The organism is Paenibacillus antri (genome assembly GCF_005765165.1).
Classification (GTDB): domain Bacteria; phylum Bacillota; class Bacilli; order Paenibacillales; family YIM-B00363; genus Paenibacillus_AE; species Paenibacillus_AE antri.
Map to the genome: position 1 here is coordinate 136691 of NZ_VCIW01000015.1, position 25487 is coordinate 162177.

At 61.7% G+C, this 25487-nt stretch carries 29 protein-coding genes; 26 read left to right on the plus strand and 3 right to left on the minus strand.

Going from position 1 to position 25487, the window contains the following annotated elements; genetic code table 11:
• Positions 1–702: 702 nt before the first annotated feature.
• Both FE782_RS32370 and FE782_RS20640 read right to left on the minus strand, forming a co-directional pair.
• The gene (locus FE782_RS32370) at positions 703–876 is read right to left on the minus strand and encodes a hypothetical protein (protein WP_158299480.1); all 174 of its coding nucleotides are present in this window, start codon (positions 874–876) and stop codon (positions 703–705) included.
• 112 nt (positions 877–988) lie between these two features.
• Positions 989–1708, minus strand: coding sequence for a Crp/Fnr family transcriptional regulator (locus FE782_RS20640; protein WP_138196153.1), 720 nt, complete (start codon positions 1706–1708; stop codon positions 989–991).
• 182 nt (positions 1709–1890) lie between these two features.
• Here FE782_RS20640 and mobA (FE782_RS20645) point away from each other — a divergent pair, with 182 nt between their 5' ends.
• The 9 genes from mobA (FE782_RS20645) to FE782_RS20685 all read left to right on the plus strand — a co-directional run bounded on the left by mobA (FE782_RS20645) (position 1891) and on the right by FE782_RS20685 (position 11113).
• A complete protein-coding gene (gene mobA / locus FE782_RS20645) occupies positions 1891–2562 on the plus strand; it encodes a molybdenum cofactor guanylyltransferase (RefSeq protein WP_158299481.1) in 672 nt (223 codons plus the stop codon).
• A 130-nt stretch (positions 2563–2692) separates the two neighbouring features.
• Entirely contained in the window at positions 2693–4954 is a 2262-nt protein-coding gene (gene pflB / locus FE782_RS20650; RefSeq protein ID WP_138196157.1) for a formate C-acetyltransferase, read from the plus strand.
• A 33-nt stretch (positions 4955–4987) separates the two neighbouring features.
• Entirely contained in the window at positions 4988–5758 is a 771-nt protein-coding gene (gene pflA, locus FE782_RS20655; protein ID WP_138196159.1) for a pyruvate formate-lyase-activating protein, read from the plus strand.
• On the plus strand, positions 5713–6213 hold the full coding sequence (locus FE782_RS20660; protein ID WP_138196161.1) for a hemerythrin domain-containing protein: 501 nt from the start codon (positions 5713–5715) through the stop codon (positions 6211–6213). Before pflA ends, FE782_RS20660 begins: the two co-directional genes overlap by 46 nt.
• A 65-nt stretch (positions 6214–6278) precedes the next feature.
• Positions 6279–7328 carry an acyltransferase family protein gene (locus tag FE782_RS20665; RefSeq protein ID WP_138196163.1) on the plus strand — a complete coding sequence of 350 codons (1050 nt, stop codon included), beginning with the start codon at positions 6279–6281 and terminating at the stop codon, positions 7326–7328.
• A 150-nt stretch (positions 7329–7478) separates the two neighbouring features.
• Positions 7479–7625 carry a cytochrome c oxidase subunit 2A gene (locus FE782_RS20670; RefSeq protein ID WP_238392585.1) on the plus strand — a complete coding sequence of 49 codons (147 nt, stop codon included), beginning with the start codon at positions 7479–7481 and terminating at the stop codon, positions 7623–7625.
• A 21-nt stretch (positions 7626–7646) separates the two neighbouring features.
• Complete coding sequence (locus FE782_RS20675) at positions 7647–8117, plus strand: cytochrome c oxidase subunit II (RefSeq protein WP_138196165.1); 471 nt, start codon at positions 7647–7649, stop codon at positions 8115–8117.
• Between the two features lie 22 nt (positions 8118–8139).
• Positions 8140–9807 carry a b(o/a)3-type cytochrome-c oxidase subunit 1 gene (locus tag FE782_RS20680; protein ID WP_439116444.1) on the plus strand — a complete coding sequence of 556 codons (1668 nt, stop codon included), beginning with the start codon at positions 8140–8142 and terminating at the stop codon, positions 9805–9807.
• 139 nt (positions 9808–9946) lie between these two features.
• Positions 9947–11113, plus strand: a complete 1167-nt coding sequence (locus tag FE782_RS20685; protein ID WP_138196167.1) for a two-component system sensor histidine kinase NtrB — start codon at positions 9947–9949, stop codon at positions 11111–11113.
• On the opposite strand, the gene FE782_RS20690 is transcribed toward FE782_RS20685, so the two are convergent.
• The gene (locus tag FE782_RS20690; protein ID WP_138196169.1) at positions 11110–12105 is read right to left on the minus strand and encodes a DoxX family membrane protein; all 996 of its coding nucleotides are present in this window, start codon (positions 12103–12105) and stop codon (positions 11110–11112) included. The genes FE782_RS20685 and FE782_RS20690 overlap by 4 nt on opposite strands.
• Before the next feature lie 136 nt (positions 12106–12241).
• On the opposite strand from FE782_RS20690, the gene mobA (FE782_RS20695) reads away from it, so the two are divergent.
• The 17 genes from mobA (FE782_RS20695) (at position 12242) to mobB (ending at position 25256) form a co-directional block, all read left to right on the plus strand.
• Entirely contained in the window at positions 12242–12892 is a 651-nt protein-coding gene (gene mobA / locus FE782_RS20695) for a molybdenum cofactor guanylyltransferase (RefSeq protein ID WP_158299482.1), read from the plus strand.
• A 50-nt stretch (positions 12893–12942) separates the two neighbouring features.
• Positions 12943–13716: a DODA-type extradiol aromatic ring-opening family dioxygenase gene (locus FE782_RS20700; RefSeq protein ID WP_138196172.1), complete on the plus strand. Its 774-nt coding sequence runs from the start codon at positions 12943–12945 to the stop codon at positions 13714–13716.
• 60 nt (positions 13717–13776) lie between these two features.
• Positions 13777–14004, plus strand: coding sequence for a hypothetical protein (locus FE782_RS20705; protein ID WP_238392586.1), 228 nt, complete (start codon positions 13777–13779; stop codon positions 14002–14004).
• 191 nt (positions 14005–14195) lie between these two features.
• Positions 14196–15506: a NarK family nitrate/nitrite MFS transporter gene (locus FE782_RS20710; protein ID WP_274388736.1), complete on the plus strand. Its 1311-nt coding sequence runs from the start codon at positions 14196–14198 to the stop codon at positions 15504–15506.
• A complete protein-coding gene (locus FE782_RS20715; RefSeq protein WP_138196176.1) occupies positions 15500–15988 on the plus strand; it encodes a GAF domain-containing protein in 489 nt (162 codons plus the stop codon). Before FE782_RS20710 ends, FE782_RS20715 begins: the two co-directional genes overlap by 7 nt.
• Positions 15989–16109: 121 nt before the next feature.
• Entirely contained in the window at positions 16110–17201 is a 1092-nt protein-coding gene (locus FE782_RS20720) for a hypothetical protein (protein WP_138196257.1), read from the plus strand.
• Positions 17188–19347 carry a molybdopterin oxidoreductase family protein gene (locus FE782_RS20725; protein ID WP_138196178.1) on the plus strand — a complete coding sequence of 720 codons (2160 nt, stop codon included), beginning with the start codon at positions 17188–17190 and terminating at the stop codon, positions 19345–19347. The genes FE782_RS20720 and FE782_RS20725 overlap by 14 nt, the downstream gene beginning before the upstream one ends.
• Before the next feature lie 29 nt (positions 19348–19376).
• Positions 19377–19949: a 4Fe-4S dicluster domain-containing protein gene (locus FE782_RS20730; RefSeq protein WP_138196180.1), complete on the plus strand. Its 573-nt coding sequence runs from the start codon at positions 19377–19379 to the stop codon at positions 19947–19949.
• A 19-nt stretch (positions 19950–19968) separates the two neighbouring features.
• Positions 19969–20505: a Rieske 2Fe-2S domain-containing protein gene (locus FE782_RS20735; RefSeq protein ID WP_138196182.1), complete on the plus strand. Its 537-nt coding sequence runs from the start codon at positions 19969–19971 to the stop codon at positions 20503–20505.
• A complete protein-coding gene (locus FE782_RS20740; protein WP_138196184.1) occupies positions 20495–20683 on the plus strand; it encodes a hypothetical protein in 189 nt (62 codons plus the stop codon). The genes FE782_RS20735 and FE782_RS20740 overlap by 11 nt, the downstream gene beginning before the upstream one ends.
• Entirely contained in the window at positions 20683–21003 is a 321-nt protein-coding gene (locus FE782_RS20745) for a hypothetical protein (RefSeq protein WP_138196186.1), read from the plus strand. Before FE782_RS20740 ends, FE782_RS20745 begins: the two co-directional genes overlap by 1 nt.
• Positions 20996–21280, plus strand: coding sequence for a hypothetical protein (locus tag FE782_RS20750; protein WP_138196188.1), 285 nt, complete (start codon positions 20996–20998; stop codon positions 21278–21280). Before FE782_RS20745 ends, FE782_RS20750 begins: the two co-directional genes overlap by 8 nt.
• 46 nt (positions 21281–21326) lie before the next feature.
• A complete protein-coding gene (locus tag FE782_RS20755) occupies positions 21327–21980 on the plus strand; it encodes a response regulator (RefSeq protein ID WP_138196190.1) in 654 nt (217 codons plus the stop codon).
• 17 nt (positions 21981–21997) lie between these two features.
• Complete coding sequence (locus FE782_RS20760) at positions 21998–23167, plus strand: PAS domain-containing sensor histidine kinase (RefSeq protein WP_238392587.1); 1170 nt, start codon at positions 21998–22000, stop codon at positions 23165–23167.
• 64 nt (positions 23168–23231) lie between these two features.
• Positions 23232–23474 (plus strand): MoaD/ThiS family protein, encoded by a 243-nt coding sequence (locus FE782_RS20765; RefSeq protein WP_158299483.1) that lies wholly within the window; start codon positions 23232–23234, stop codon positions 23472–23474.
• A complete protein-coding gene (locus FE782_RS20770) occupies positions 23471–24727 on the plus strand; it encodes a molybdopterin molybdotransferase MoeA (RefSeq protein WP_138196194.1) in 1257 nt (418 codons plus the stop codon). Before FE782_RS20765 ends, FE782_RS20770 begins: the two co-directional genes overlap by 4 nt.
• Before the next feature lie 16 nt (positions 24728–24743).
• The gene (gene mobB / locus FE782_RS20775) at positions 24744–25256 is read left to right on the plus strand and encodes a molybdopterin-guanine dinucleotide biosynthesis protein B (RefSeq protein WP_138196196.1); all 513 of its coding nucleotides are present in this window, start codon (positions 24744–24746) and stop codon (positions 25254–25256) included.
• Positions 25257–25487: the final 231 nt, after the last annotated feature.

A 25487-nucleotide genomic window follows, 5' to 3' on the forward strand; every position in this document is an offset into this window, starting at 1 on the left:
GCCGTGGTGACCCGAAACGGGCTGGCGGCGTCGAGCGGCCGGCGGCTTTGCCCGGAACGGGTCAGGAGACGGCGCGGGGCGGTCCGAGGTGACCCGAAACGGGCTAGCGGCGCCGGACGGCCGTGGGCGTGGCCCGTTTCGGGTCAGGAGGCGGTGCGAGTCGTGCCGTGGTGACCCGAAACGGGCCAGCGGCGCCGAGCGGCCGTCGGCTTGGCCCGGATCGGGTCAGGAGGCGACGGGAGGCGGTCCGTGGTGACCCGAAGCGGGCTGGCGGCATGGGCGTACCGTCGGCTTGGCCTTGATCGGGTCAGGAGACGGCGCGGGGCGGTCCGAGGTGACCCGAAACGGGCTAGCGGCGCCGGACGGCCGTGGGCGTGGCCCGTTTCGGGTCAGGAGGCGGTGCGAGTCGTGCCGTGGTGACCCGAAACGGGCCAGCGGCGCCGAGCGGCCGTCGGCTTGGCCCGGATCGGGTCAGGAGACGGCGCGGGGCGAGCCGTGGTGACCCGAAACGGGCCAGCGGGGCCGAACGGCCGGCGGTTTGACTCGTTTCGGGTCAGGAGACGGCGCGGGGCGAGCCGTGGTGACCCGAAGCGGGCCAGCGTCGCCGAACGGCCGGCGACGGAACGAAAAAAGACCCGCCTCCGACGAACCCCGGGTTCGCTTCGGCAGGTCAAGCGGAGGGCCGGCGTTCGAGCCCGGCGATTAAGCCGTATACTCGTCCAGCAAGCCGCAGAAGGCGAGATCGGTATCGAGCGGGCGGAAAGCGTCGTCCGTCGGATCGAGGCCGCCGGCTTCCGCCAACGCGAAACCGAAGTCGAAGCAAAATTCGTTCCGAAGCAACTCGGCTCTTGTGATTGTCGTCGTCGTGCGTTCCATAACGATCATCTCCTTGTTGGTATGGTTTTAGTATAAGCCATCGGCGCCCCACAGTATGTGATTGTTTTCACAAGCGACCGTACAACTTTCCCTCCCGATCGGGAGGGGGAGATCAGATGCGGCAGATGTCTACGGGGCAATTTTCGCAATGGCAAATGTCCTTCAAATACTGCAAATCGTGAATGACGATGTACCCGTTATCGTTCGAGACGACGTTCGCGTTCTTTAAATCCGCCAGCATCCGGTTGACGCTTTCTCTCGTCGCTCCGATCATGTCGGCGAGCTCGGTGTTCGTCAGCTTCTTGCCGATCAGCACGGCGCCGTCCTTCCGCTTCTCGCCGTACGTGTTATGCAGCCGGATGAGCGTCGAACAGAGCGCGCCGGGCTTGCCGAACATCATGAGGTCGCGGAATTTCGTCTGCGTCATGCGGTGAATGAGTCCCATCCATTTCATGAATTCGACGGCCAAGTCCCCGTGCTGCCATAAGAGCACTTCAAGGTCTTTCTTCTGAATGACGCCCACGGCGGACGCTTCCGCCACTTCGGCGTTGAAGCCTTGCGTGGAATCTTGATACGGATCCACCTGCCCGAACATGTCGCCGTCTTGGTACATGTACAATATGAAATGGCGTCCTTCGTCGGACGTCTTCGTAATTTTTACGCGGCCTTTGATCAGATAATACAGCTTGTCGGCCGTATCGCCTTCCCAAAACAAATGCGTCCCGGGTTCGGCTTTCATTTCGTACATGATGCTCTTCAGACGCTTGAAGTTTTCTTCGGAGAAGCAACTCGTGTTGTTCACGTTACTTATATCCGTCGGTTTCGTCGCCATCGGGCGTCAGTCCCTTCGTATCTATAACTTTATATCGATATCTTACCCGATCCGTTCTCGCCTTCATGTGACGAATATCACTGCCGGGAAACAATCCCTGATCCCGAACGCCGCGTCGATTCGGCGCAGCCCCCTGTGACGTTGCTCACAGCCGGAAGCGCTTCAAAAATGGTGTAATGGCTATGACAAGTTCGAGCGAGTTAGAAAGCGAGGTGCGACAAGCGATGTTAAGCGGCATTATTTTGGCCGGCGGACCGAATCGCCGCATGGGCGGATCGCCGAAGTCGCTGCTGCGATTCGGCGGCGAGTCGTTAGTCGAGCGGCAGGTCCGGGAGATGCGTCGCCTGTGCGACGAGATGATCGTGGTAACGGACGACCCGCTTCCGTATTTACGTTTATTAGACAGGAACGTGCGCATCATAACCGATTACTACAAGGCTAAGGGACCGCTCGTCGGCATTCACGCGGGATTGATGCTCGCTACGCATCCCCAGGCTTGGATCGTCGGCTGCGACATGCCGTACGTCAGCGCGGACGCGGCGGCGGTGCAGCGGGAGACGCTGCGGTCGGGCGCGCAAGCGGCGGTGCCGCATGTGAACGGCGGATTGTATCCGCTTCACGGGTTGTACGATAGATCCTGCGCGCAGGACGCGGCGAAGCTGATCGAGTCGGGCGAGACGTCGGCGACCGCGCTGCTGAAACATGTAGCGTGGAAAGAGGTCAGGGAGTCCGCCTTCGTAGAGCGGGGGTTGTCGATTCGATTCGTCGCCAACGTGAATACGAAGGAAGACTACGAAGCGATTCGAAGCGAGCTGGAGCCGTCCATGACGATAAAAGAATGCGAAGTATCGTAAGCGCGGGCCGGAGTGATATCGATCACATCCGGCCCGCTTCTTGTGCCGTACAATGAAAATGTAATGAAGCGAGCCGGGCGAAACCCGCCCTTAGAACGCTCGCTCGAAACGATACGGAGGTGCGGGAGAAATGGCAGTAGCGGAACAACGGTTGCAGCAGTCGCCTGAAGCATGGAGAGACTTCGTCCCGGGCAAGTGGGGCAAGTCGATCGACGTCAACAATTTCCTCTCGTTAAATATGACGCCTTATTACGGAGACGAAGCGTTCCTCGCCGATCCGACGCCGGAGACGACGGCGCTCTGGAAGCGAGTGAGCGAGCTGCTTCGCGAGGAGCGGGAGCGCGGCGGGGTTCGGGACGTCGACGTGAACACGATCTCCACGATTACGTCGCACGCCCCGGGATATATCGATCAAGCGTACGAGAAAGTCGTCGGTCTTCAGACGGACGAACCGCTCAAGCGGTCGGTTCAGCCGTTCGGCGGCATTCGGATGGTGGCGGACGCTTGCGCCGCGTACGGATACGAGCTGCCCAAAGAAATCGAGCGGCTGTTCACGGATATTCGGAAGACGCATAACCAAGGCGTATTCGACGCCTATACGACGGAGATGCGGCTCGCCCGCAAAGCCGGCATCGTGACGGGCTTGCCGGACGCGTACGGCCGCGGCCGCATTATCGGCGACTACCGCCGGGTGGCGTTGTACGGCGTGAACCGCTTGATCGAAGGCAAGAAGCGGGATTTGATCGACCTCGAGCTCGATCCGATGACGGAGGACGTCATTCGCCTCCGCGAGGAGCTGAGCGAGCAGGTGCGCGCGCTCGGCGAGCTGAAGAGCATGGCGGCCTCCTACGGCTTCGACATCAGCGAGCCGGCGAACAACGCCCGCGAAGCGGTGCAATGGCTGTACTTCGGGTACCTGGCGGCGATCAAGGAGCAGAACGGCGCGGCGATGAGCCTCGGCCGGGTGTCCAGCTTCCTCGATATTTACATCGAACGCGATTTGAAGGAAGGCGCGCTGACGGAGAGCGAAGCCCAAGAGCTGATGGACCACTTCGTCATGAAGCTCCGCATCGTGAAGTTTCTCCGGACGCCGGACTACAACGAATTGTTCAGCGGCGACCCGACTTGGGTGACGGAATGCGTCGGCGGCATGTCGGCGAACGGGACGCCCCGCGTCACGAAGAACAGCTTCCGGATGCTGCACACGCTCTATAACCTTGGACCGGCGCCGGAGCCGAACTTGACGGTGCTCTGGTCGACGAAGCTGCCGCAGGCGTTCAAGGATTTCTGCGCGAAGGTGTCCATCAAGACAAGTTCCATTCAATATGAAAACGACGACCTGATGCGCCCGATTTACGGCGACGACTACGCGATCGCCTGCTGCGTCTCCGCGATGCGCGTCGGCAAGCAGATGCAATTTTTCGGGGCGCGGGCGAACCTGGCGAAGGCGCTCTTGTACGCCATCAACGGCGGCGTCGACGAGAAGCTCGGCGTACAGGTCGGGCCGGCGACGGCTCCGCTTACGGGCGACGTGCTCGAGTACGGCGAAGTGATGCAGCGGTTCGAAACGATGATGGAATGGCTCGCGGGTCTGTACATCAACACGCTCAACGTCATTCATTACATGCACGACAAGTACAGCTACGAGCGGATCGAGATGGCGCTGCACGACCGCGACATTCTCCGTACGATGGCATGCGGCATCGCGGGCTTGTCGGTGGCGGCGGACTCTTTAAGCGCGATCAAGCACGCGAAGGTGCGTCCGATCCGCAACGAGAAGGGCGTCGCGGTCGACTTCGAAATCGAAGGCGACTACCCGCAATACGGCAACAACGACGACCGCGTCGACGCCATCGCCGTATCGCTCGTCGAATCGTTCATGAAGAAGCTGCGCAAGCATAAGACGTACCGGGACTCGATGGCGACGCAGTCGGTGCTGACGATTACGTCGAACGTCGTGTACGGCAAGAAGACCGGAACGACGCCGGACGGCCGCAAGGCCGGAGAGCCGTTCGCGCCGGGCGCCAACCCGATGCACGGACGCGATAAGAAGGGAGCGCTCGCGTCGCTCGCGTCGGTCGCGAAGCTGCCGTACGACGAGGCGCTGGACGGCATCTCGAACACGTTCTCGATCGTGCCGAAAGCGCTCGGACGCACCCCGGAGGACCGGACGCGCAATCTCGCTTCGATGCTCGACGGGTATATGGGCACGGGCGGTCATCACTTGAACGTCAACGTGTTCGACCGCCGGCAGCTGATGGATGCGATGGAGCATCCGGAGCTGTATCCGCAGCTGACGATTCGCGTGTCGGGGTACGCCGTCAACTTCATCAAGCTGACGAAAGAGCAACAGCTTGACGTCATCAATCGGACGTTCCACGGCAACATGTAACGCCAAATTATCGAAGCAGGAGCGTGGCTGACTATGAAAGGACGAATCCACTCCTTAGAAACTTTCGGCACCGTAGACGGACCCGGCATTCGCTTCGTCCTCTTCATGCAAGGCTGCGCCCTGCAGTGCGCGTATTGCCATAACCCGGACACTTGGGATACGACCGGGGCCGGCTGGCAAGCGACGGTCGAGGACATCGTAGCCGAGATCGAGCCTTACGTCCCGTATTATATGAATTCCGGCGGCGGGCTAACCGTCTCCGGCGGCGAACCGACGCTGCAGGCGCCCTTCGTGGCGGCGCTGTTCCGCGAGGTGAAGCGAAGATTCGGCATGCACACGGCGCTCGATTCGTCGGGCTTCTGCGATCCGGAGCATGCGAAAGAGCTGCTCGACGCGACGGACCTCGTCCTGCTCGATCTGAAGATGATGGATCCGGCGGGCCACGCGAAGCTCACGAGTCAGCCGAACGATCGGATTCTAAAGTTCGCCGAACACTTGAAGCGCATCGGCAAGCCGATCTGGGTACGGCGCGTCGTCGTTCCCGGGCTGACGGACGGTCCCGACGAAATGCGCGCCCTCGGCGCCTACCTCGCGACGCTCCCCAACGTGACGAACGTGGAGCTGCTGCCGTACCATCGGTACGGCGTGTCGAAGTGGAAGGAGCTCGGGCGGGCGTATCCGCTCGAAGGCGTGCCGGAAGCGACGGAACAGGACGTCGAGATCGCCAGAAAGTACTTGGAGGAAGGAAGAGGATCCCCATGGCCGCAATCGAAACCGCAGCAACCCCGAACCGTCATGTCTTAACCCTCGTAAGGAGGGCGCTGCTCGAACACGAAGGCATCCGCAGCCGCATTCGCCGCATTGAGGACGCCATGGCGTCGATGCACCGGTGCCCGGAACAAGCGATGGCGATCGGGCTTCGCCGCGAGGCGATGTCGCTGCTCGCGGAAACCGGCGTCCACGCGAACTGGGAGGAGCGAACACTCGTCCCGGCGCTCGCCGAAGCGGGAAGAGACCGCGGCGGACCGGACGTCGCCTGCACCGCTTGGATGCTGGAGACGAACCATACGCTCGCGGCGGAGCTGCTCGACGGGTTTCTGAACGCCACGAAGTCGGTCGCGCTGTCGTTCGACGACGTCGTCTGGGCGTCGGCGGCGCTGCCGCTGCGCCAGGCATGCGCGCTCATGAAGGAGCAGGTCGAGTTGGAGGAAGCGCTGTTGTTCGACCCGGCGCTCTATGCTGAAGGAGATTGTGAATAAATACACAAATAACATCTAGAGACAGAAGTCCCTCTTGGGGACGAATCGGGAAGGAAGCAGGAACGATGAACAAGACTGCCGAGCAACAAGGGAACGGAGAGACGCTCGTCGCCAACGGAAGGTTTTGGTTGATTTCGCTCGTGTTCGCGGCCAATTTGTTGGAGCCGGCCGTTCGGGACATCCCGCTCGCGAAGTCGATCCATCTATGGATCGTCATGTTCCATATCCCGGCGTTCGCTTTCGCCATGGGATACTATGCGAAAAATTTCACATGGAACGAAAAAGGAGTCGGCTCGCTGCAGCAAATTCTGCTGCAGTACGCAGTGTTCCAGACGATCTACTCGGCCGCTGACGCGTTTGTGTTCCGAACGCCGGACGTCTTATACTCGTTCTTCTTTCCGTTCGGACTGCTCTGGTTTCTGACCGGCCACTTGTTCTGGAAGCTGCTGCTGCTTCCGTTCCGCAAGATCCCCGCTCCCGTGCTGACGGCGGCCGCGCTCGGCGTCGGCATCGGTCTCGCGGCGATGACGCCGAACTGGCTCGGCCTGTCGCGCACGCTCGTCTTCTTCCCGTTCTTCCTCGCGGGGCACGCCTTCGATTACGAACGCTTCTCGCGTCTGCGGGAGCATCGCTTCGCGGTCCCGGCCGCTTGGCTCGCGCTGAGCGCTCTGATGGTCCTCGCGTTCCAAGGCGCGTTCGACGTGTCGGCTTCGTGGTGGTACGGGAACGCCGGCTACGAACAGCTCGGCGCGTCGCCGCTGCAAGGCGTCCTGACGAGAGCGGCCATGTACGTCGTCTCCGCGGTCGGCGTCATCGCTTTCTGGTTCGTCGTACCGACGAAGCGCAGCTTCTTCACGGAGCGCGGCAAGCTGTCCGTATTCGTGTTTTTACTGCACGGCTTGCTCGTGAAGACGATCGTCTGGATCGGCGTCTACCGCTGGATCGAGGGCGACGCTTGGGCGCCGGCGCTGGCGGCGGCCGGCGTGCTCGGGGCGGTACTGCTGTCGCACCCGGCGGTCGCGAAGGCGACGAGGCCGATCGTCGAGCCGAATCCCGAGTCGTGGCGCCGCGCGTTCGCGGGGCTGAGGGCGGTCCCCTTTTCCAACAAAAGATAAGGTATCGGCGCTTCAACGGAACGTCTCTCTCCGGAGGGGCGTTCTTTTTTCATTTTCCGCGTTCGCTGTGATCGTTGTCACTGTGACGGGCGGCGCGCTCCGGTACGATAACCGAAGAAACGCAAGTATGTAGAAGCGGGGGAAGCGACGATGGAACAAAAGAAGCATAGCGAATCGATGACGAACAACGAAGAGAACTCCACGCTGAAGAGCACGTTCGCGCACGTCATGCTGCTCGGCGGATTTATCGCCCTGACGTGGGCCGGCGCCTTCGCCTTGTATTTGATTCGGTCGTAACAGAGGGGAGACAGAGGGAGCATGCATATTCATCGGTTAGAGAAAATTTGGCTCATGTTCGGCTTTGCCATGTTGGTCGTGTTTCTGGTCGTGCTCGGGATCGGCGCGTACGCCTTCGGCATGGGGACGCCGACGTCGCACCATCATTCCGTGGACCCGTCCAAGGTGACCGAGACGGCGCCGTTCGACCAGCCGGGCATCCGCCATGTGGAAGGCAGCGTCTACGAGGCGAACTTGATCGCGTACGCGTTCGGTTATAACCCGGACAAGATGGAGGTGCCGGCCGGCGCGACGGTGCGCTTCAACGTAACGAGCACCGACGTCGTGCACGGCTTCCAGATTCCGGGTACGATCGTCAACTTCATGGTCGTTCCGGGCGAAATCAATCACGTCGAATATACGTTCGACGAGCCGGGCGAATATCTCGTGCTCTGCAACGAGTATTGCGGCATCGGCCACGAATACATGTACACGACCATCGTCGTGAATTAAGAAGAGGAGCGGTGTTCCATCCATGATGAAAATAACGATGAACGAGACGACGCCGTTCCGGAAAGCCGACGGGTCGCTCGTGATCGCCTTCCTGCTCGTCGCCTACGGGGCGCTCTTGATCGGCGGCATCGCCGGGCTGCTGCAAAGCTTGGTGCGGGCCGGCACGATCACGCTGCCGTTCGGAATCGGGTACTATCAATTGCTGACGGCGCACGGCGTGCTGATGGCGCTCGTGTTCACGACGTACTTCATAATCGGCTTCTTGTATTCCGCGGTCGTACGCACGACGGGGCGGCATCTGCTGACCGGCGCGCTGCGCCTCGGCTGGGTCGGCTTCGGCGTCATGACGATCGGCACGGTCATCGCCACCGTGTTCATTCTGCTCAACCAGGCGACGGTGCTGTACACGTTCTATGCGCCGATGAAGGCGTCGCCTTGGTTTTACGTCGCGCTCGTCCACGTCGTCGTCGGCTCCTGGATTTGCGGACTCGGGCTGTTCCTGCAATACGGCTATTATCGCAAGCATCATCCAGGCAAGCCGTCGCCGCTGCTCACCTTCATGGCGGTCGTGACGATGGCGCTGTGGATCATCGCGACGCTCGGCGTCGCCGCGGCGGTGCTCATCCAATTCATCCCGTGGTCGTTCGGCTGGGTCGAGACGATCAACGTCATGGTCAGCCGCACGCTGTTCTGGTATTTCGGCCATCCGCTCGTGTACTTCTGGCTGCTGCCGGCGTACATGTGCTGGTATGCCATCATTCCGAAGATCATCGGCGGCAAGCTGTTCAGCGACGCGCTGGCGCGCCTGTCGTTCCTGATGTTCCTCATATTCTCCATTCCGGTCGGCTTCCACCATCAGCTGATGGAGCCGGGCATCTCGCCGACGTGGAAATACATTCAAGTCGTTCTGACGTTCATGGTCATCATTCCGTCGCTCATGACCGCCTTCTCGTTGTTCGCGACGTTCGAGCGGTACGGCCGCTCGCGCGGCGCCAAGGGGATGTTCGGTTGGTGGAAAACGCTGCCCTGGAAAGACGTCCGCTTCTTCGCGCCGTTCATGGGCATGCTGATCTTTATCCCCGCGGGAGCCGGCGGGGTGATCAACGCCAGCAACCAATTGAACGCGACGGTGCACAATACGCTCTTCATCACGGGCCACTTCCACTTGACGGTCGCGACGAGCGTCGCGCTGACGTTCTTCGGCATCACGTATTGGCTCGTTCCGGCGATGACGGGACGGGTGCTGACCCCGCGCCTGAACAAGCTCGGCATCGCCCAGACGTGGGTATGGGTCGCAGGCATGACGATCATGTCGGGGGCAATGCATATCGTCGGTCTGATGGGCGCGCCGCGCCGTACGGCCTATACGACGTACGGAGGCCATGCCGACGCGACGTCGTGGGTTCCTTACCAAGTCGCGATGGCCGTCGGGGGGACGATTCTGTTCGTCGCGGTCGTGATGATGACCGTAAATATCGTCATGCTGCTGCGCGCGCCGCGAGGGTTTACCGAATATCCGGTCGCCGAAGAAGCCGAAGCGGCGGATGCGGAGCGCGTGCCGGCCGTATTCGAGCGGTGGAGCGTCTGGATCGCCGTCGTCGTCGCGCTCATTTTGTTCGCGTACACGGCGCCGATGGTCGAGATGTTGAACACCGGGGTGCCGGGTTCTCCGCCGTTCCGCACGTGGTAAGGAACCGACAGCAAGACAGCCGAATGCGTTCGGCTGTCTTTTTGGCATTTTCTACGCGCGCGAATGTTGTGGACGTCAAGAAGGACAATGGAGGAAAATGGCAAATGTATAGTACCATCACGAAGTTGCGGGAAGGCCGGTGGGCGAACTGTTTACTTGGTATTATCGTGTCTTTCTTCCGTTGTACGCCGTGTTTATCATCGGTTCGTCGATCGCGCTCCATAAGACGACGTCGACCTTCATGCTGCTCGCCGTCGGCGCGTCGTTCATCGGGAGCGTATATCCGGATCGAAACATCCGGTCCGTTCGCTGGCTGTCTCTCGCGCTCCTCGCCGCGCTGCATTGGTACAGCCAGTTGAATTGGTGCAATATGCTGTATTTGACCTTGCTCGCGAAGGAGGTCGTCACCGCGCGCGGGATCGTCCGGATCGGCGCGTCGGCGCTGTTGTACACGGCCGTCTATTCCTTCGTACGGCTTACTTACATGGAACCGACGGCGTACAACATTCTCGTGACGGGCGCGGATTTCTTCGCTTCGTTCGGCTTAGTCATCGTCATCCGGTATTTGGCGGAGGCGGAATACGTGAAGCGGAGATGGAGGCAGAGCAAGCTAGAGGCGGAAGCGTCGGCGCGGGCGGAGAAGCTGCGGGTCGTCGGAGAGCTGGCGGCCGGCATGGCGCACGAAATCCGCAACCCGCTGACGACGGTCAAGGGATTCGTGCAGGTCGCGCATCGCGACGGGAACCTCGGCAGGTGGTACGAGCTCATCATGGACGAAATTACGAGGATGAACGAATTGACATCGGAATTTCTTCAATTTTCCAAGCCGAGTCTCGCGAACATGAAGCCGCATCCTCTTCAGAGCTGCGCCCGCCGGGCGTTCCAGCTGCTCGAGCCGGAAGGGCTGCGTCAGGGCCACGCGCTCCGGTGCGACTTCGAGGAGGAAGCGATCGTCGTTCGGATGGACCGCGACAAGATCGTGCAGATGCTCATTAATTTAGTGCAGAACGCGTTCGACGCGATGGAGGAGAGCGGGGCCGTGACGATCGCGGTTCGCCGGGAAGGGACGAGCGCCGTCATGACGGTGCAGGATACCGGGAAGGGGATTCCGGCTCCCGCGCTCGAGAAGCTGTTCGATCCGTTCTACACGACCAAGGAACACGGAACCGGTCTGGGACTGTCGATCTCGCAGAAGATCGTGGCGGACCATGGCGGCACGATGGACGTTCGGAGCCGCATCGGCGAGGGAACCGCATTCGTCATGAGGTTCCCGATCGCCGAGGAAGCGAACGAATCGGACGATTAGGCGAATCGATAATACAATAAGATCATTGTGCCGAGCGTAAACAGGAAGTTCAAGCTGACGAACACGATCTGATCGAGCACAGACTTATGCATCTTGATCGGCGGATGGTAGAAGCTGACGCCTTCGATGATGAACAGGATCAAGATGATATGCGGCATCAGGTGGCCGATGATTTCGACCCAGCCGAAGACGGTCGTCGTCAGGATGAAGATGCCGGTCAGCACCATGGCGAGGAATCGGTTGAGCAGACCGACGACGAGCAAATACCCGACGACGAACTCGATGAACGCCGACAAATTGACGAACACGTCCGCCGGGAAGCCGAAGGTGGGGACTTCGTATTCGCGCACGATGCCGATGCTCATGCCGGGAAATACCCATTTCTCGACCGCGACCCAGCAGAGCGACAGCCCCGTGCCGAGGTATAGGAAGGGCATCCCGAATTCCCGATACTTCGTATGGCGGACGGCCAGCGCGACGGCGACGGCGACGTAGAAGCCATAGTCGAGCATGTGGAAGACGCCGTATTCGGCGACGCTGAGCGCGAACAGCGCCAAGATGCCGACGGCGGCGAGCATCGCCGACGCAGCGAACGGCAACAGCAGCAGGACGACGACGACGGCGCCCATATAAAGCTGAAGCTGCGTGACGTGTATGTCCGGCGCGAAGACGGCTCCGGTCGCTAGCTGGATGACCAGCGCCGCGGCCGTCCCGAACCGGAGAATCGGGTACGTCCATTCGCGCTTGCGGTCGAACCAGCCTTCAAGCCGCTTGACGCCGCCGACGCCGGTCAGCTTCGCGTCCACTTGCGGGAGCAAGCCTAGAATGACCGCGGCCAGGAGCGCCACGGTCATAAACAGCGGAGACAGCACGTTCTCGAGCGTCTCCTTGACGGGCGTCTCCGCGCCGTCGAACCACTTGACATGAGCGAACGCGGGCAGCGGCAGCAAGACGAGCAGCGCCGCCGCGAGCGCCGCGGAAATCCGTTTCATGTAAGCAACACCTCTTCCGAATTAGAGTCCGTAATCTTGCTTGGCGATATGCATGAATGCATTCCCCCCACTTGTACCATAAACCGGATGGAAATGCTATGCTTGGGGCATCTAAGAAGGAACGGAGGCGATGCGGATGACGGGACGAAGCGTCGTCATCCTCGCCGGCGGCGGGAGCCGGCGCATGGGAACGGATAAATGGCTGCTCCCCGTCGGGGGAACGCCGGCGCTGGGGCGGCTCGTGGCAGCGCTCGACGGGGTCGCGGACGACATCGCGATCGTCCTGCCTTGGGGAGCGGACGAAGGTCTGCGGTCGCGGGCGCAATCGGCGGCGGCGGTCGCTCGGCCGCGTACGCCGGTGCGGTGGCTCGCGGACGCGGAGCCGGACGCCGGGCCGCTCGCCGGTATCGACGCGGCGTTCGCGGCGGGCGTAGGCGAGCGGTGCCTCGTCGCCGCCGCGGACTTGCCGTTCGCAAGGGCCGAGCTGGCCGAAGCGCTGTTCCGGCTGTGTCTCGCGACCGGTGCGGACGCGGCCGTACCCGAACGCGGCGGACGGCCGCATCCGCTGTTCGCCGTCTACGGCGCGTCGTCGTACGAGCGCCTTCGGGCATATCGCGCCGGGGGCGGTCGCAAGGTCATGGATTGGGTGGCGGCGCTTCGCGTCGCGACGATGCCGGAGGCCGAGACGGCGGCTTACGATCCGCAGGGGGCGGCGTTGTTCAATATGAATACGCCGGACGAGTACCGGCGGGCGCAATCGTTGGTTGACGATTCGCAGTTTCGGTAGTACAGTTGGTTACAAATAGTAACCAATGTGAATGAGGACGGTGGATCGGGATGGAGATGCCATCTTTGTTTTTGGCGCACGGGTCGCCGATGCTGGCGATCGAGCAGTCGCCGTATGCGAGCTTCTTAGAGGCGTATGCCGCGAAGCTCGGCAAGCCGAAGGCGATCGTCATCTTTACGGCGCATTGGGAGACGGAGCGCACGACGATCTCTTCCTCCGACGACGTCTACGAGACGATCTACGACTTCGGCGGCTTCCCCGATGAATTGTATCGGGTGAAATACCCGGCGCGCGGCTCGAGCGTCGTCGCCGGGCTCGTGGCGGACCGGCTCGCCGCCGCCGGCTTGCCGGTAGAGCGGGATTACGAGCGAGGGCTCGATCACGGCTCGTGGACGCTGCTGCGCCGCATGTACCCGGAGGCGGACGTGCCTGTCGTGCAGGCGTCCGTCAATCCGTATGCGCCGCCGGAGCGGCAGTTCGCGATCGGCGCCGCGCTCCGCGGGCTCGGCGAGCAAGGCGTTCTCGTCATCGGCAGCGGCGTGACGGTGCATAATTTGCGGGCGGTGAAGTGGGGGCAGGAGACGCCGGAGCCGTGGGCCGTCGCGTTCGACGATTGGCTGCTCGAGACGACGAACGCCCGCCGGTTGGAGGACTTGTTCGACTACGAAGAGCAAGCCCCGATGGCCCGCATGGCGGTACCTCGCGCGGAACACTTCGTTCCGTATTTCATCGCGTTCGGCAGCGGCGATCCGTCGCGGGCGCCGGAGACGATTCACCGCAGTTACATGTTCGGCACGTTAAGCAATTTGAGCATGAAATTTTAGAGCGAATCGCCGCGTAACGTTCGCCTCCTCGGGGAATCGTAGGGTGAGGAGGTGATTCGGATGGAGCAAGATTGCGACCGCGGGGCGGACTGCGGGATGTCCGCCGAGTCGTTGAAGACGCTGCTCTCCCATTCGATCGAACGGGAGACGGACCTGCTGCGCGACTATACGATCGCCGCGGAGCGAATTCACGACGACGACGAATTGAAAGACAGGCTGCGAAATTTCGCCGAAGGGAACGCCAAGAGATCCAAGCAGCTGACGGACGAATTGAAAAAACTGAAGTAACCGCGCCGCGCTTCCTATTCAGGGATGCGCGGTTTTTGTTTTCCGAAACTTCCGATCCGATACGGGGAACGCACTCTGTAGAAATCAGGAGTTTTCGGCCGAAGAATCAGGGATTTCCCCGAAGTTCAATTTTCGTCCGACGTTCTACAATGAAGGACGTAGGACAATTGAATTTCTGGAGGATGACTCTTATGCAAACATCGATTCAACGTTGGGAGCCGGAAAACGCGGCCTTCTGGGCGGAACAAGGCAAGAAGGTGGCGAACAGAAATCTTTGGATATCGATTCCGGCGTTGTTGTTGTCTTTTGCGGTATGGCAGCTTTGGTCGGTCGTCGCGGTCAATCTGAATACGATCGGGTTCGCCTTTACGACGGATCAGTTGTTTACGCTGGCGGCGCTTCCGAGCTTGGTCGGCGCGACGCTGCGCATTTTTTACAGCTTCTTGGTGCCGATCGTCGGCGGACGTAACTTTACGATTTTGTCCACCGGCACGTTGTTGATCCCCGCGATCGGGATCGGCCTCGCGGTGCAGGATACGACGACGTCGTTCACGACGATGGTCGTATTGGCGGCGCTTTGCGGCTTCGGCGGGGGGAACTTCGCGTCCTCGAGCGCGAACATCAGCTTCTTCTATCCGAAGCGGGTGAAGGGCGGGGCGCTCGGCATGAACGCGGGCCTCGGCAACTTGGGCGTCAGCGTCGTCCAATTTCTCGCTCCGGTCGTCATCACGATGTCGCTCTTCGGCGGTCTCGGGGGCGATTCGCAGACGATGGTCAAGAACGGCGTCGAGAGCGTCGTATGGATGCAGAACGCGGCATTCGTCTTCGTCGTACCGATCGTGTTGACGATGATCGCGGCATTTTTCGGGATGAACAATCTAGCGACGGCCAAGTCTTCGATGAGGGAGCAGTTCGTCGTCTTCAAGCGCAAGCATACCTGGATCATGAGCTTCTTGTACACGATGTCGTTCGGTTCGTTCATCGGGTATTCGGCGGCGTTCCCGCTGCTCATGAAAACCCAATTTCCGGAGATCAACCCGCTTCAATACGCGTTCCTCGGGCCCTTGGTCGGCGCGCTCATTCGTCCGGTCGGCGGCTGGTTGTCCGATAAGCTCGGAGGCGCGAAAGTAACGTTCTACGATGTGATCGCGATGATCGCGGCTACGTTCGGCGTCATTTATTTCATGAACGCCGGCAGCTTCGCAGGCTTCTTGACGATGTTTATGGTTCTGTTCGTCACGACGGGCATCGCGAACGGCTCGACGTTCCGCATGATCCCCGTCATCTTCGGCAAAAATCCGAAGGAAGGCGCGGCGGTGCTCGGCTTCACGTCGGCGATCGGCTGCTACGGCGGCTACTTCATTCCGAAGACGTTCGGGATGTCCATCGAAGCGACGGGCGCTCCCGATTTGGCGTTATACGCATTTATCCTCTACTACGTCGCGAGCCTCATCGTCACTTGGTATTGGTACGCGCGTAAAAACGCGGAAGTGAAATGTTAACGCGTCACGCCTCTTCGATCCGCGCGGAGCTCGCCGCGTTGCGTGAAGCCGCGGGCTGCGATTTCGCCGCTCTCGCTTGGAAGGATTCGAACGGGTACGCGGTTCGCTGGCGATTCGCCTCCGGCGAAACGAACGATCGGTATACGCGGATCGTTCTGCAGCCCGGTCAAGGCATCGCCGGAACGGTACTGCGAACGGAGCGTCCTTATCTGGTGAATACATTGGAGCTGCGTTCCGGAGAGGATCCACGGCAGTACGCGATTATGCTGGCGGAGCAGCTGCAGTCGGCCGCGGGGCACCCCGTGACGGCCGGCGGCGCCGTCCGCGGCGTCGCGCTGCTCGGGTTCCGCGAATCGAACCGGCGGATCGAGGAACCGGAATTGGCGGCGCTGCGCGACGCCGCCGCGCGGATCGGCGCGGCGATCGACGGCGCGGCGATCGACGGCGCGGCGTCGGGCGATCGAAGACGAATAGCGCCGTGAAGGAAATCACGGAGAGAAGCTCAGGGTTTTTTCCGAGTCGAAATCGGGAGAAACCCTGATATGTTTTTAGACGGCTTCGAGGTACGATGAGTGCAGATCTTTTCGAGGAGGGCTTCTTGTGTTGAAATCGACAACGGCGCATTCGAAGCGGTTCGGCAGTTTCGATCGGGCGTTCGCCGGAAAATACGCGATGCGGATGTTTTTCGCGGTGCTCGTCATTCTTGCCATGACGTACGTAGGGACGCGGGCGTTCACGCACATCGATTTGAACTTATACGGGTATATGGTCGGCACGTTCGTTTTTCTGGGAGGGTTGTTCTACCGGTTTCTGTCCTGGAGCGAACGGCCGCCGGCGAAGGCGTTCATTTCCAAAGGAATGAAGCTGCTGCTTCGGCGCCGCGGCGGAATCGAGACGGCGGTCGAGTCGGTCGACAATCTCGGCATGTTCCGCTTTATTTGGAACCGAGGCCCGTACCGTTGGGTTCAGCATATGCTGATGGGCTGGGGCTGCGTCATTTCCTGCCTGGTGACGTTCCCGCTCGTGTTCGGCTGGATGTACTTTACGATGGAGGACAACGGGACGTACACGGTCGTCTTTATGGGGATCGACCTCATGCGCATCGCGGCCGAAGGGCTGCTCGCCTACTTGTTTTATAACGCGCTGAACATTTCGGCGGCGATGGTCATCGCCGGCGCGTCGATGGCGCTCTACCGCCGCTTGAAGAACATGCAGGCTCGCGCGGAGCAGACGTTCCTGTTCGACTTCCTGCCGCTCTATATGCTGCTTCTCGTCAGCGTGACGGGGCTTCTGCTTACGCTCAGCAACTTCGCGCTGCACGGCTGGGGGCATGCCGAGATGTCGCTCGTCCATCAATGGTCGGTCATCGTCACGTTGATCTATCTGCCGTTCGGCAAGTTGGCGCATATCCCGATGCGGCCGCTCGGCGTTCTGGTGAAGCAATATAAAGCGCACTACGCCGAGCAAGCGATGAAAGCGTGCAAGACATGCGGCACGGACTTCATCTCCGTCGAGCAGTCGAACGACGTGATCGACGTCTTGAAGCAGAACGCCATCGCGTTCGAGTCGCCCGAAGGCTTCCACCTTGCCGAGCTATGCCCGGCCTGCCGAAGGAAATACCGGATCGCCCAATTCAGCGGGGCGCCCACGCATCGAATTCCCGTAAAGGAGGCTAACCAAAATGCTAAAGGATAACGTCTTTCCCGTGAAGGATATTCCGAACGTCGTGCATCCGAACGAGACGTTGGTGGCGACGCACTGCTGTTACTGCGGCATGCAATGCGGCATGAACCTTCGCGTGAACACGAAGTCGAACCGAATCGTCGGCGTCGAGCCGCGGTACGATTGGCCGGTTACGCTCGGGAAGATGTGCCCGAAGGGCGTCACCGCTTACCAGACGGTGAACCATCCGGAACGGTTGACGACGCCGCTCATTCGCGACGACGCGTCGAAGAAGGGAACGCCGGACGGCTTCCGAGAAGCGACTTGGGAGGAGGCGCTCGATCGAATCGTCAGCCGATTCAAGGAGCTGCAAGCGAATTACGGCAAAGACAGCTTGTCGGTGTTCAGCGGGGTGTCGATGACGAACGAGAAGTGTTATCTGACCGGCAAATTCGCTCGCGTCGGCTTGCAGACGCGGTACATCGATTATAACGGACGGTTCTGCATGTCGAGCGCGGCGGCCGGGTTCATGCGCTCCTTCGGCGTCGATCGCGGATCGACGGTGCCCTGGACGGACATCCCGGAGACGGATTGTTTGTTCGTCGCCGGCAGCAACGCGGCCGAATGTCATCCGACGTCGATGTTCCGCATCTGGGCCGTGCAGGAGCGCGGCGGCTACTTGATCGTCGCGGACCCCAGGGAGACGCCGATCGCGCGCCGCGCCGACGTTCATCTGGATTTGCGCCCGGGGACGGACCTTGCGCTCGCGAACGGCATCCTGCATCAGCTGATCGAGCGGGGCTTCGCGGACGAGTCGTTCGTCGCCGCGCACACGAACGGATTCGAAGAGACGAAAGCGATCGTCTCCGCGTTCACGCCGGAATACACGAGCGAAATTACGGGCGTAGCGCCGGACAAAATCGTGCGCGCCGCCGAGCTCTACGGGAAGGCGCCGAACGCGATCGTCATGTTCGCCCGCGGCATCGAGCAGCAGCACAAAGGCGCGGACAACGTCTCGGCGTATACGAACCTGGCGCTCGTTACGGGCAAGATCGGCCGGCCGAAGTCCGGCGTCGCGACGTTCACCGGCCAAGGCAACGGTCAAGGCGGCCGCGAGCACGGTCAGAAGGCCGACCAGCTTCCCGGCTATCGAAAGCTGACGGAGCCGAAGCACGTTCAAGCGATTTGCGACGTATGGGGCATCGCGCCCGAGGAGATGCCGAAGCCGGGCGTCTCGGCGTACGAAATGTTCGGGCTGATGACGGACAAGACGATCCGCGGGTTGTATCTCGTCTGCTCGAACCCGGCCGTGTCGGCTCCGAATCAGAACTTCGTCCGCGCGGCGCTGCGCGAGCTGGACTTTATGGTCTGCAGCGATTTCTTCTTGTCGGAATCGGCGGAATACGCCGATGTCGTCCTCCCGGCGACGTCTTGGTCCGAAGACGAGGGGACGGTTACGAATCTGGAAGGCCGCATCATTAAAATCAATAAAGCTCAGGAGCCGGTAGGGGAAAGCAAGCCGGATTGGGCGATTCAGATCGCGATCGCCGAGCGGATGGGCCGAGGCCGCTATTTCAGCCACTTAACGGACCCGAAAGCGATCTACGACGAGCTGCGCCTCGCGTCGAAAGGCGGTTACGCCGACTATTACGGAGCAACTTGGGAGAAGATCGAGCGGCAGCAAGGCGTCTTCTGGCCGTGTAAGAGCGAGGAGGACGAGGGAACGCCGCGGATGTTCCTCGATCGGAAGTTTTTCCACGCCGACGGCAAGGCGAACATCTGCGCGCTGCCTTACCGGCCCGCGGCCGAGGAGCCGGACGCGGAATACCCGCTGCGCCTGACGACGGGCCGCGTCGTGTACCACTACTTGTCCGGCAATCAGACGCGCCGCGTGCCGTTCCTTCGGGACATGTGTCCGGAGCCGTTCGTCGAGGTGCATCCGGCGCTTGCAGCTCAATACGGGATCGCCCACGAGGACCGGGTGCGGCTGTACACGCGGCGGGGCGAGGCGGTATTCGCGGTGAAGATTACCGAGGCGATCCGCCAGGATACGGTGTTCGTTCCGTACCACTTCGGTAAGGAGCAATCGATCAATCTGCTGACGAACGACGCGCTCGATCCGATGTCGCGCATGCCGGAATTCAAAGCGTGCGCGGCGCAGATGGTCAAGATCGGGTAATAACGAACACGAGAGGAGAGGGAAGCCCCATGGAAAACACCGCCAAGAGCGTCTTATATATCGAGCTCGACAATTGCATCGGCTGCCGATCCTGTCTCGCGGCTTGCACGCAATGCGGCGGACACGAGGAGCGGAACCGGAACTACGTATACGACGTGAATCCGCTCGTGAACCGACAAACGATGCCGATCATGTGTCTGCACTGCGTCAACCCCGCCTGCGCGCGCAGCTGTCCGGTGCAAGCGATTCAAGTGCACGAGACGGGCGCCGTCCTGTCGGCGATGGTCGAGAAATGTCTCGGCTGCCAAAATTGCACGATCGCTTGCCCGTACGGCATCCCGAAGTTCGACGAAGAGCAGAAGCTAATGTATAAGTGCGACTTGTGCATCGACCGAACGAAAGACGACATTCCGCCGATGTGCGCGAGCGTCTGTCCGACGAATACGCTGCAGTGGATCTCGAAGGAGGAGCTCGCCGCGAAGAAGAAGAAACATACGCTCGATAATGAGAATTGGGTCGCGAGCGCACCCTATCTTGAGAACGAAACGAACGTGCGCATCAACCTGCCGGGCATTCTGCAGGGCACGGCGAAATTATTCTGAATAAGGAGGGCGAAACGGAATGAGCGAAAAACAACCGGACCGAAATAACAAGATTCCGTTCGAAGAGGATAACTACACGCACAATATCCGCAAGAACGAGGAACGGAGATTGGATCGGCGGACGTTCATGAAGACGATCGTCGGAGCCGCCGGCGTGTTCGCGGTCTCGACGCTGCCTTGGGGGGCGCTCGCGATGCGCGAGCTCGCGAACGGCGGCGAGAAGTCGTACGCGAAGGCCGCGATCCCGGGATCGGCCGGGCTACGCGTCGGAGAAGCGGTCGAATTCGCTTACCCTTCGGAGCATGATACGGCGCTGCTCATCCGGCTCGGAGAGAACGAATACAAGGCGTACCAGAACGCTTGTACGCACTTGCGCTGCCCCGTCGTCTGGGACGGAGGCCGTACGGAGCTCGTGTGCCCGTGCCATCACGGCTTCTTCGACCCCGCGAACGGCGCGCCGACCGCCGGCCCGCCGCGCCGGCCGCTGCCGGAAATCGCGCTGTCCGTCGAGGCGGACGGCGTATACGCGATCGGAGTGAAACGATATGAAGCGTAGCTGGCGCGGCGTTCTGCTTATGTGTCTGGTCTTGTTCCTGAACATCGTCTTCACGCAGAAGGCGATTCATCAATATTATTATGAACATTATGTCGCGACGATCGTCTACGCCGCGTTGAACGTGATTTTGTTCCCGATCGCCGTCTGGTTGTATCGCGTCGAAAGGAAGGTGCGCTGATGACGGCCTTCAACGCATTCGTATTGGAGCTTTGCTTCGTGGGCGGGGAACGGGACGCGTCGGCGATGGGATCGAAGGTTCGAAGCGACGTTCGCGCGTTGTTCGGCGACGCGTTCCTGCACGTCGAGGAGAAGGTCGCGGAGGGCGCGCGGATCGTGACGGCCGAAGTTCGCGGCGTCGGGGAATGGGAGGACGAACGCGAGCTGGTCGAATACGTCGAGCGGGCGGCGGACGAGGAATTGGCCGCCGCGCTGTACGGGTACCGGGTCGAAATTTTCCGAACGAAGCGGGGGAAAGGCGGGTGCAGAGCCTGTGGATAACGGATGGAGCCCGGAGTTGATCGAGCCGTTCGTCGGAAAGTCGGTGCTCGTCTCGATCCAGGGCCCGGCGGGCGAGGCGGTCGGGAAGCCCGTGCCGAAGCGGGTGGCGAAGATCGTGGAAGACGGAGCGTACGTGAAAGTGTATTTCGACGCCGCGACGTTCGTGGCCGTCCCCCGCAGGGGCGCGGCCTCCGTCACGAACGAATCCTTCACCGCGGTCGACGAAACGAAGGAATTGACGTATAAGATGACTTTATGCAAGTCGTGGCTCGTCTGAGCGGCGGAAGAGGAAGATCATGCGGGAGAGGAGGGCGTTGGCGCCTATGATACGCATCTTAATCGTGGACGATCATGCGCTCGTTCGTTCCGGCTTGTCCGCGCTGCTCGGGTCGAAGCCGCATTTGAACGTCGTCGGAGAAGCGGCGGAAGGGAACGAAGCGATTCGCAAAGCGGCGGAGCTGTCGCCGGACGTCGTGCTGATGGACCTGAGCATGCCCCTGGGCAAGGACGGTTTAAGTACGACGTCGGAACTGAAGAAGGCGCAGCCGAACGTACAGGTTCTAATTTTAACGATGCACGACGACGAGGAATATTTATTCCGCGCGATTCATGCGGGAGCGTCCGGATACCTCTTGAAGAGCGCGCCCCACGACGAGCTCGTATCCGCGATCGAGACCGTCTACGGAGGGAATGCGTATTTAAACCCGAACGCCACCAAACGGCTCATGTCCGAGTACCTCGACCGTCTAAAGCGCGGCGAAAACATCGATACGTACGAGTCGTTGTCCGACCGGGAGAAGGAGGTTTTGGCGCTGATCGCCAAAGGGTATTCCAACAAGGAAATATCCGAGCACTTGATGATCAGCGTCAAGACGGTCGAGACGCACAAAGGGAATCTAATGGAGAAGCTGAACGTACGCACCCGGCCGGAGCTCGTGAAATACGCGGCGAAGAAGGGGCTGCTTCACTTCGATTAATAGGGAGGAAGGTTTCCTTGCCCCATCGGCGAAAACAATTCGAACATCCGGTGTATCCCGAGGTGATCGGGGAACACGTCAATACGCTGTTGCGGCGGATCGACGACGGCGGCTTGGAGGGCGAGGCGAAGGAGCGACTAAGAGACACGTTGTATCAGCTGCTCGATTTAAAGACGGCGCTCGACGAGTCGTCGATCGTGGCCGTCACGAATCGTCGGGGCGACATTACATATGTGAACGATACGTTTTGCCGCGTCTCGAAGTATTCCAGAGAGGAGCTTCTCGGGCAGGATCACCGGATCATCAATTCCGGTCACCACTCCAAGGCGTTCTTCCGAGAGCTGTGGGCGACGATTTCGCGCGGCGGCATCTGGAAGGGCGAGGTGAAAAACCGCGCCAAGGACGGGACTTTCTATTGGGTGAATACGACGATCGTCCCGTTCCTAGGAGAAGACGGCGTCCCGTATCAATATCTTGCGGTTCGCAGCGAGATTACGCAGCTCAAGGAAGCCGAGGAAGAGCTTCAGCTTATGATGAACAAGATGATGCAAGTGCAGGAGGAGGAGCGAAGGAGATTGTCCCGAGAGCTGCATGACGGGCTCGGGCAGTCGCTCTTCTCCCTCTTGATCCGCATCGACAAGCTGGCCGACGAGACGGGGCGCGAGGAGTTCGGCGACGTGCGCAGGCAGATCGAGCACTTGATTCAAGACGTACGGGGCATGTCGTGGGCGCTCCGTCCTTCCGTGTTGGACGATCTGGGCCTCGCGCCCGCGATTCGAAGCCATGTCCAAATCTACGGCGAGCATTACGGCATCGAAGTTCGCACCCGCATCGGGCTGAAGGACCGGCTGCCCGACGACGTCGAGACGGCCGTGTACCGCGTCGTGCAAGAGGCGCTGACGAACGTCGCGAAGTACGCGGACGTGACGGAGGCCGATCTGGAGATCGTCGCGAAGGACGGCTTCGCTTCGGTCGTCGTCGAAGATCGCGGCGTCGGCTTCGACGCGTCCGCAATCCGCCGCGGCGTCGGGTTGTTCGGGATGGAGGAGCGCGCGAAGGCGGTCGGCGGATCGCTGCGCGTGTCGTCGACCCCGGGAACCGGGACCCGCGTCGAGCTGTCCGTGCCGATCGCGGCGCCGGAGGAGGACGCGCTCGATTCCGGGAGAGGCAATTCCGGAAAAATATAGTATACTGTCTGGTATCGAGTACAAGTACCATGACGGCATGGGCGCGAAACGGGGGACGGTTACGATGTTGAACATCTTGATTTTTGCAGGGCTGGCCGAAGCGGTCGGCGCCTCCGCGGTCCGGCTCGAGACGGAGCTGCCCGCGACGGTGGCGGACGCGAAGCGCGCCTTCGCGGAAGCGTATCCGGTCGCGTCGGATCGGCTCGCGAGCTGCTTCGCGGCGATTAATCAGGAGTACGCCGGCGATGAGGCGATCATTCATCCGGGCGACGAGGTGGCGTTCCTGCCGCCGGTCAGCGGCGGATGAACGAGGCGTCGAGACGATTTCAACGCACGGCCGTCGGCGTCGAGGAGGCGCGCCTTCGCCTCCTCGCGCACGCCGCGCCGGTCGGCGTCGAGCGAGTGCCGCTGGCGGCGGCGTACGGCCGGCTGGCGGCCGAGCGGGTCGCCGCGGCGGACCCGGTGCCGCACTTCCGCCGCTCGGGCATGGACGGCTACGCCGTTCGGGCCGCCGACACGGCGGGCGCGGCATCGGAGTCGCCCGTCTTGCTGCGCGTCGTCGGCGCGGTCGCCTGCGGCGACGTGCCGGAGACGGCGCTGGCCCCCGGCGAGGCGATGCGCGTCATGACCGGCGCGATGCTGCCGGAGGGCGCCGACGCCGTCGCGATGCTCGAAGCCGTCGCGGAGACGACGGTCCGGGGCGCCGCGCACGTCGTCCTTCGCCGCTCGGCGGCGCCCGGCGCGAACGTGAGCGCGATCGGCTCCGACGTCGAGGCCGGGACGACGGTCGTCGAGCCGGGCCGCCGGCTCGGTCCGGCCGAAATCGCGCTGCTCGCGACGGTCGGCCGGACCCATGCGAACGTGTATCGCAAGCCGCGGGTAGCGATTCTGGCGACCGGCTCGGAGCTGCTCCCTCCCGAAGCGCCGCTCGTTCCGGGCAAGATCCGCAACAGCAATGTCTACATGTTGGCGGCGCAGACGATCGCCGCGGGCGCGGAGCCGGTGCCGCTTTGCGCCGCCCCGGACGACATGGCCCGCATCGCGGCCGCGGTGGAGGAAGGGCTGTCGTCGTGCGATCTTACGATTACCACGGGCGGCGTGTCCGTCGGCGATTACGACGTCGTTACGGACCTGCTCCACGAGTGGGACGGCGAGCTGCTCTTCAATAAGGTGCGGATGCGTCCCGGGAGCGTCACGTCCGCAGGCGCCCGCCGAGGGAAGCTGCTGCTTGCGCTGTCGGGCAATCCGGGCGCTTGCTTCGCCGGCTTCGAGCTGTTCGCGCGGCCGGTCATTCTCGCGCTGCAAGGCGATCCGCGGTCCGGGCCCGCGGCGTTCGAAGCGCGGCTCGCCGAGGCGTTCCCGAAGCCGAACGCATACCCGCGCTACGTGCGGGGCCGCTGGTGGAGCGAGTCCGGCGTCCTGTACGCCGCGGCGGGCGGCGGCGACCGGTCGAGCCGGATGCTGCCGGGGCTCGGCGCGGACTGCTTCGTCGTCATCCCGCCCGGCGGAAGCGGGACCGCGGCCGGCACGCTCGTGACCGTCGTACCGTTGCGCGGATAAGAGAGGGGCTTCTGCGGTGAAGGAACGACTTACGGTGGTGCAAATCGTCGGATATAAGAAAACCGGGAAGACGACGCTCGTCTGCGACTTGGCGGAGCGGTTCGCCGGGCTCGGGCTGCGGGTCGGGACCGTGAAGCACGACGGTCACGACTTCGACCCGGACGTCCCCGGCACCGACTCGTGGAAGCATCGCCGCGCCGGGGCGGCCGTCACGGCGGTCGTCTCGGCGCGGCGGACGGCTTGGTTCGAGGAACGTCCGTCCGAACTCGACGACGTCTTGTCCCGCATGGCGGGGCGGGTCGACCTAGTACTCGTGGAAGGCTGGAAGCGGGAGAAGTATCCGAAGCTGGCGCTCGCCCACTCGGCGGAACAGCTGTCGCTGCTGAACGAGCTGGACGGCGTAATCGCGGCCGCGAGCTGGGATGCCGCGACGCGGGAAACGTTGGCTCGGGAGGGGCGCCTGCCGACGTTCGACTTCGGCGAGACGGAGCGGATTGCAGCTTACTTAATTGAACGTTTGAAGCATTAATTGGAAGGCGGGGCCGACATCGGCTGCGCTTTTTTTTGTTGAGCCGGAAGTCCTCCATTCCAAATTGGCTTGTTACGGTGCGGGGCGGCGTCGCGCGTCTCTCCCGACTCCTTCTCCTCGAGCTCCCTTGGCTCAGCTGTCGGACCTTTTCGGAGGAAGCTGACTGAACGTGAAATCGAGGGAAAACGCATAATGAAAACAAACAATTCTGTACAAAAACGAACCCAAACG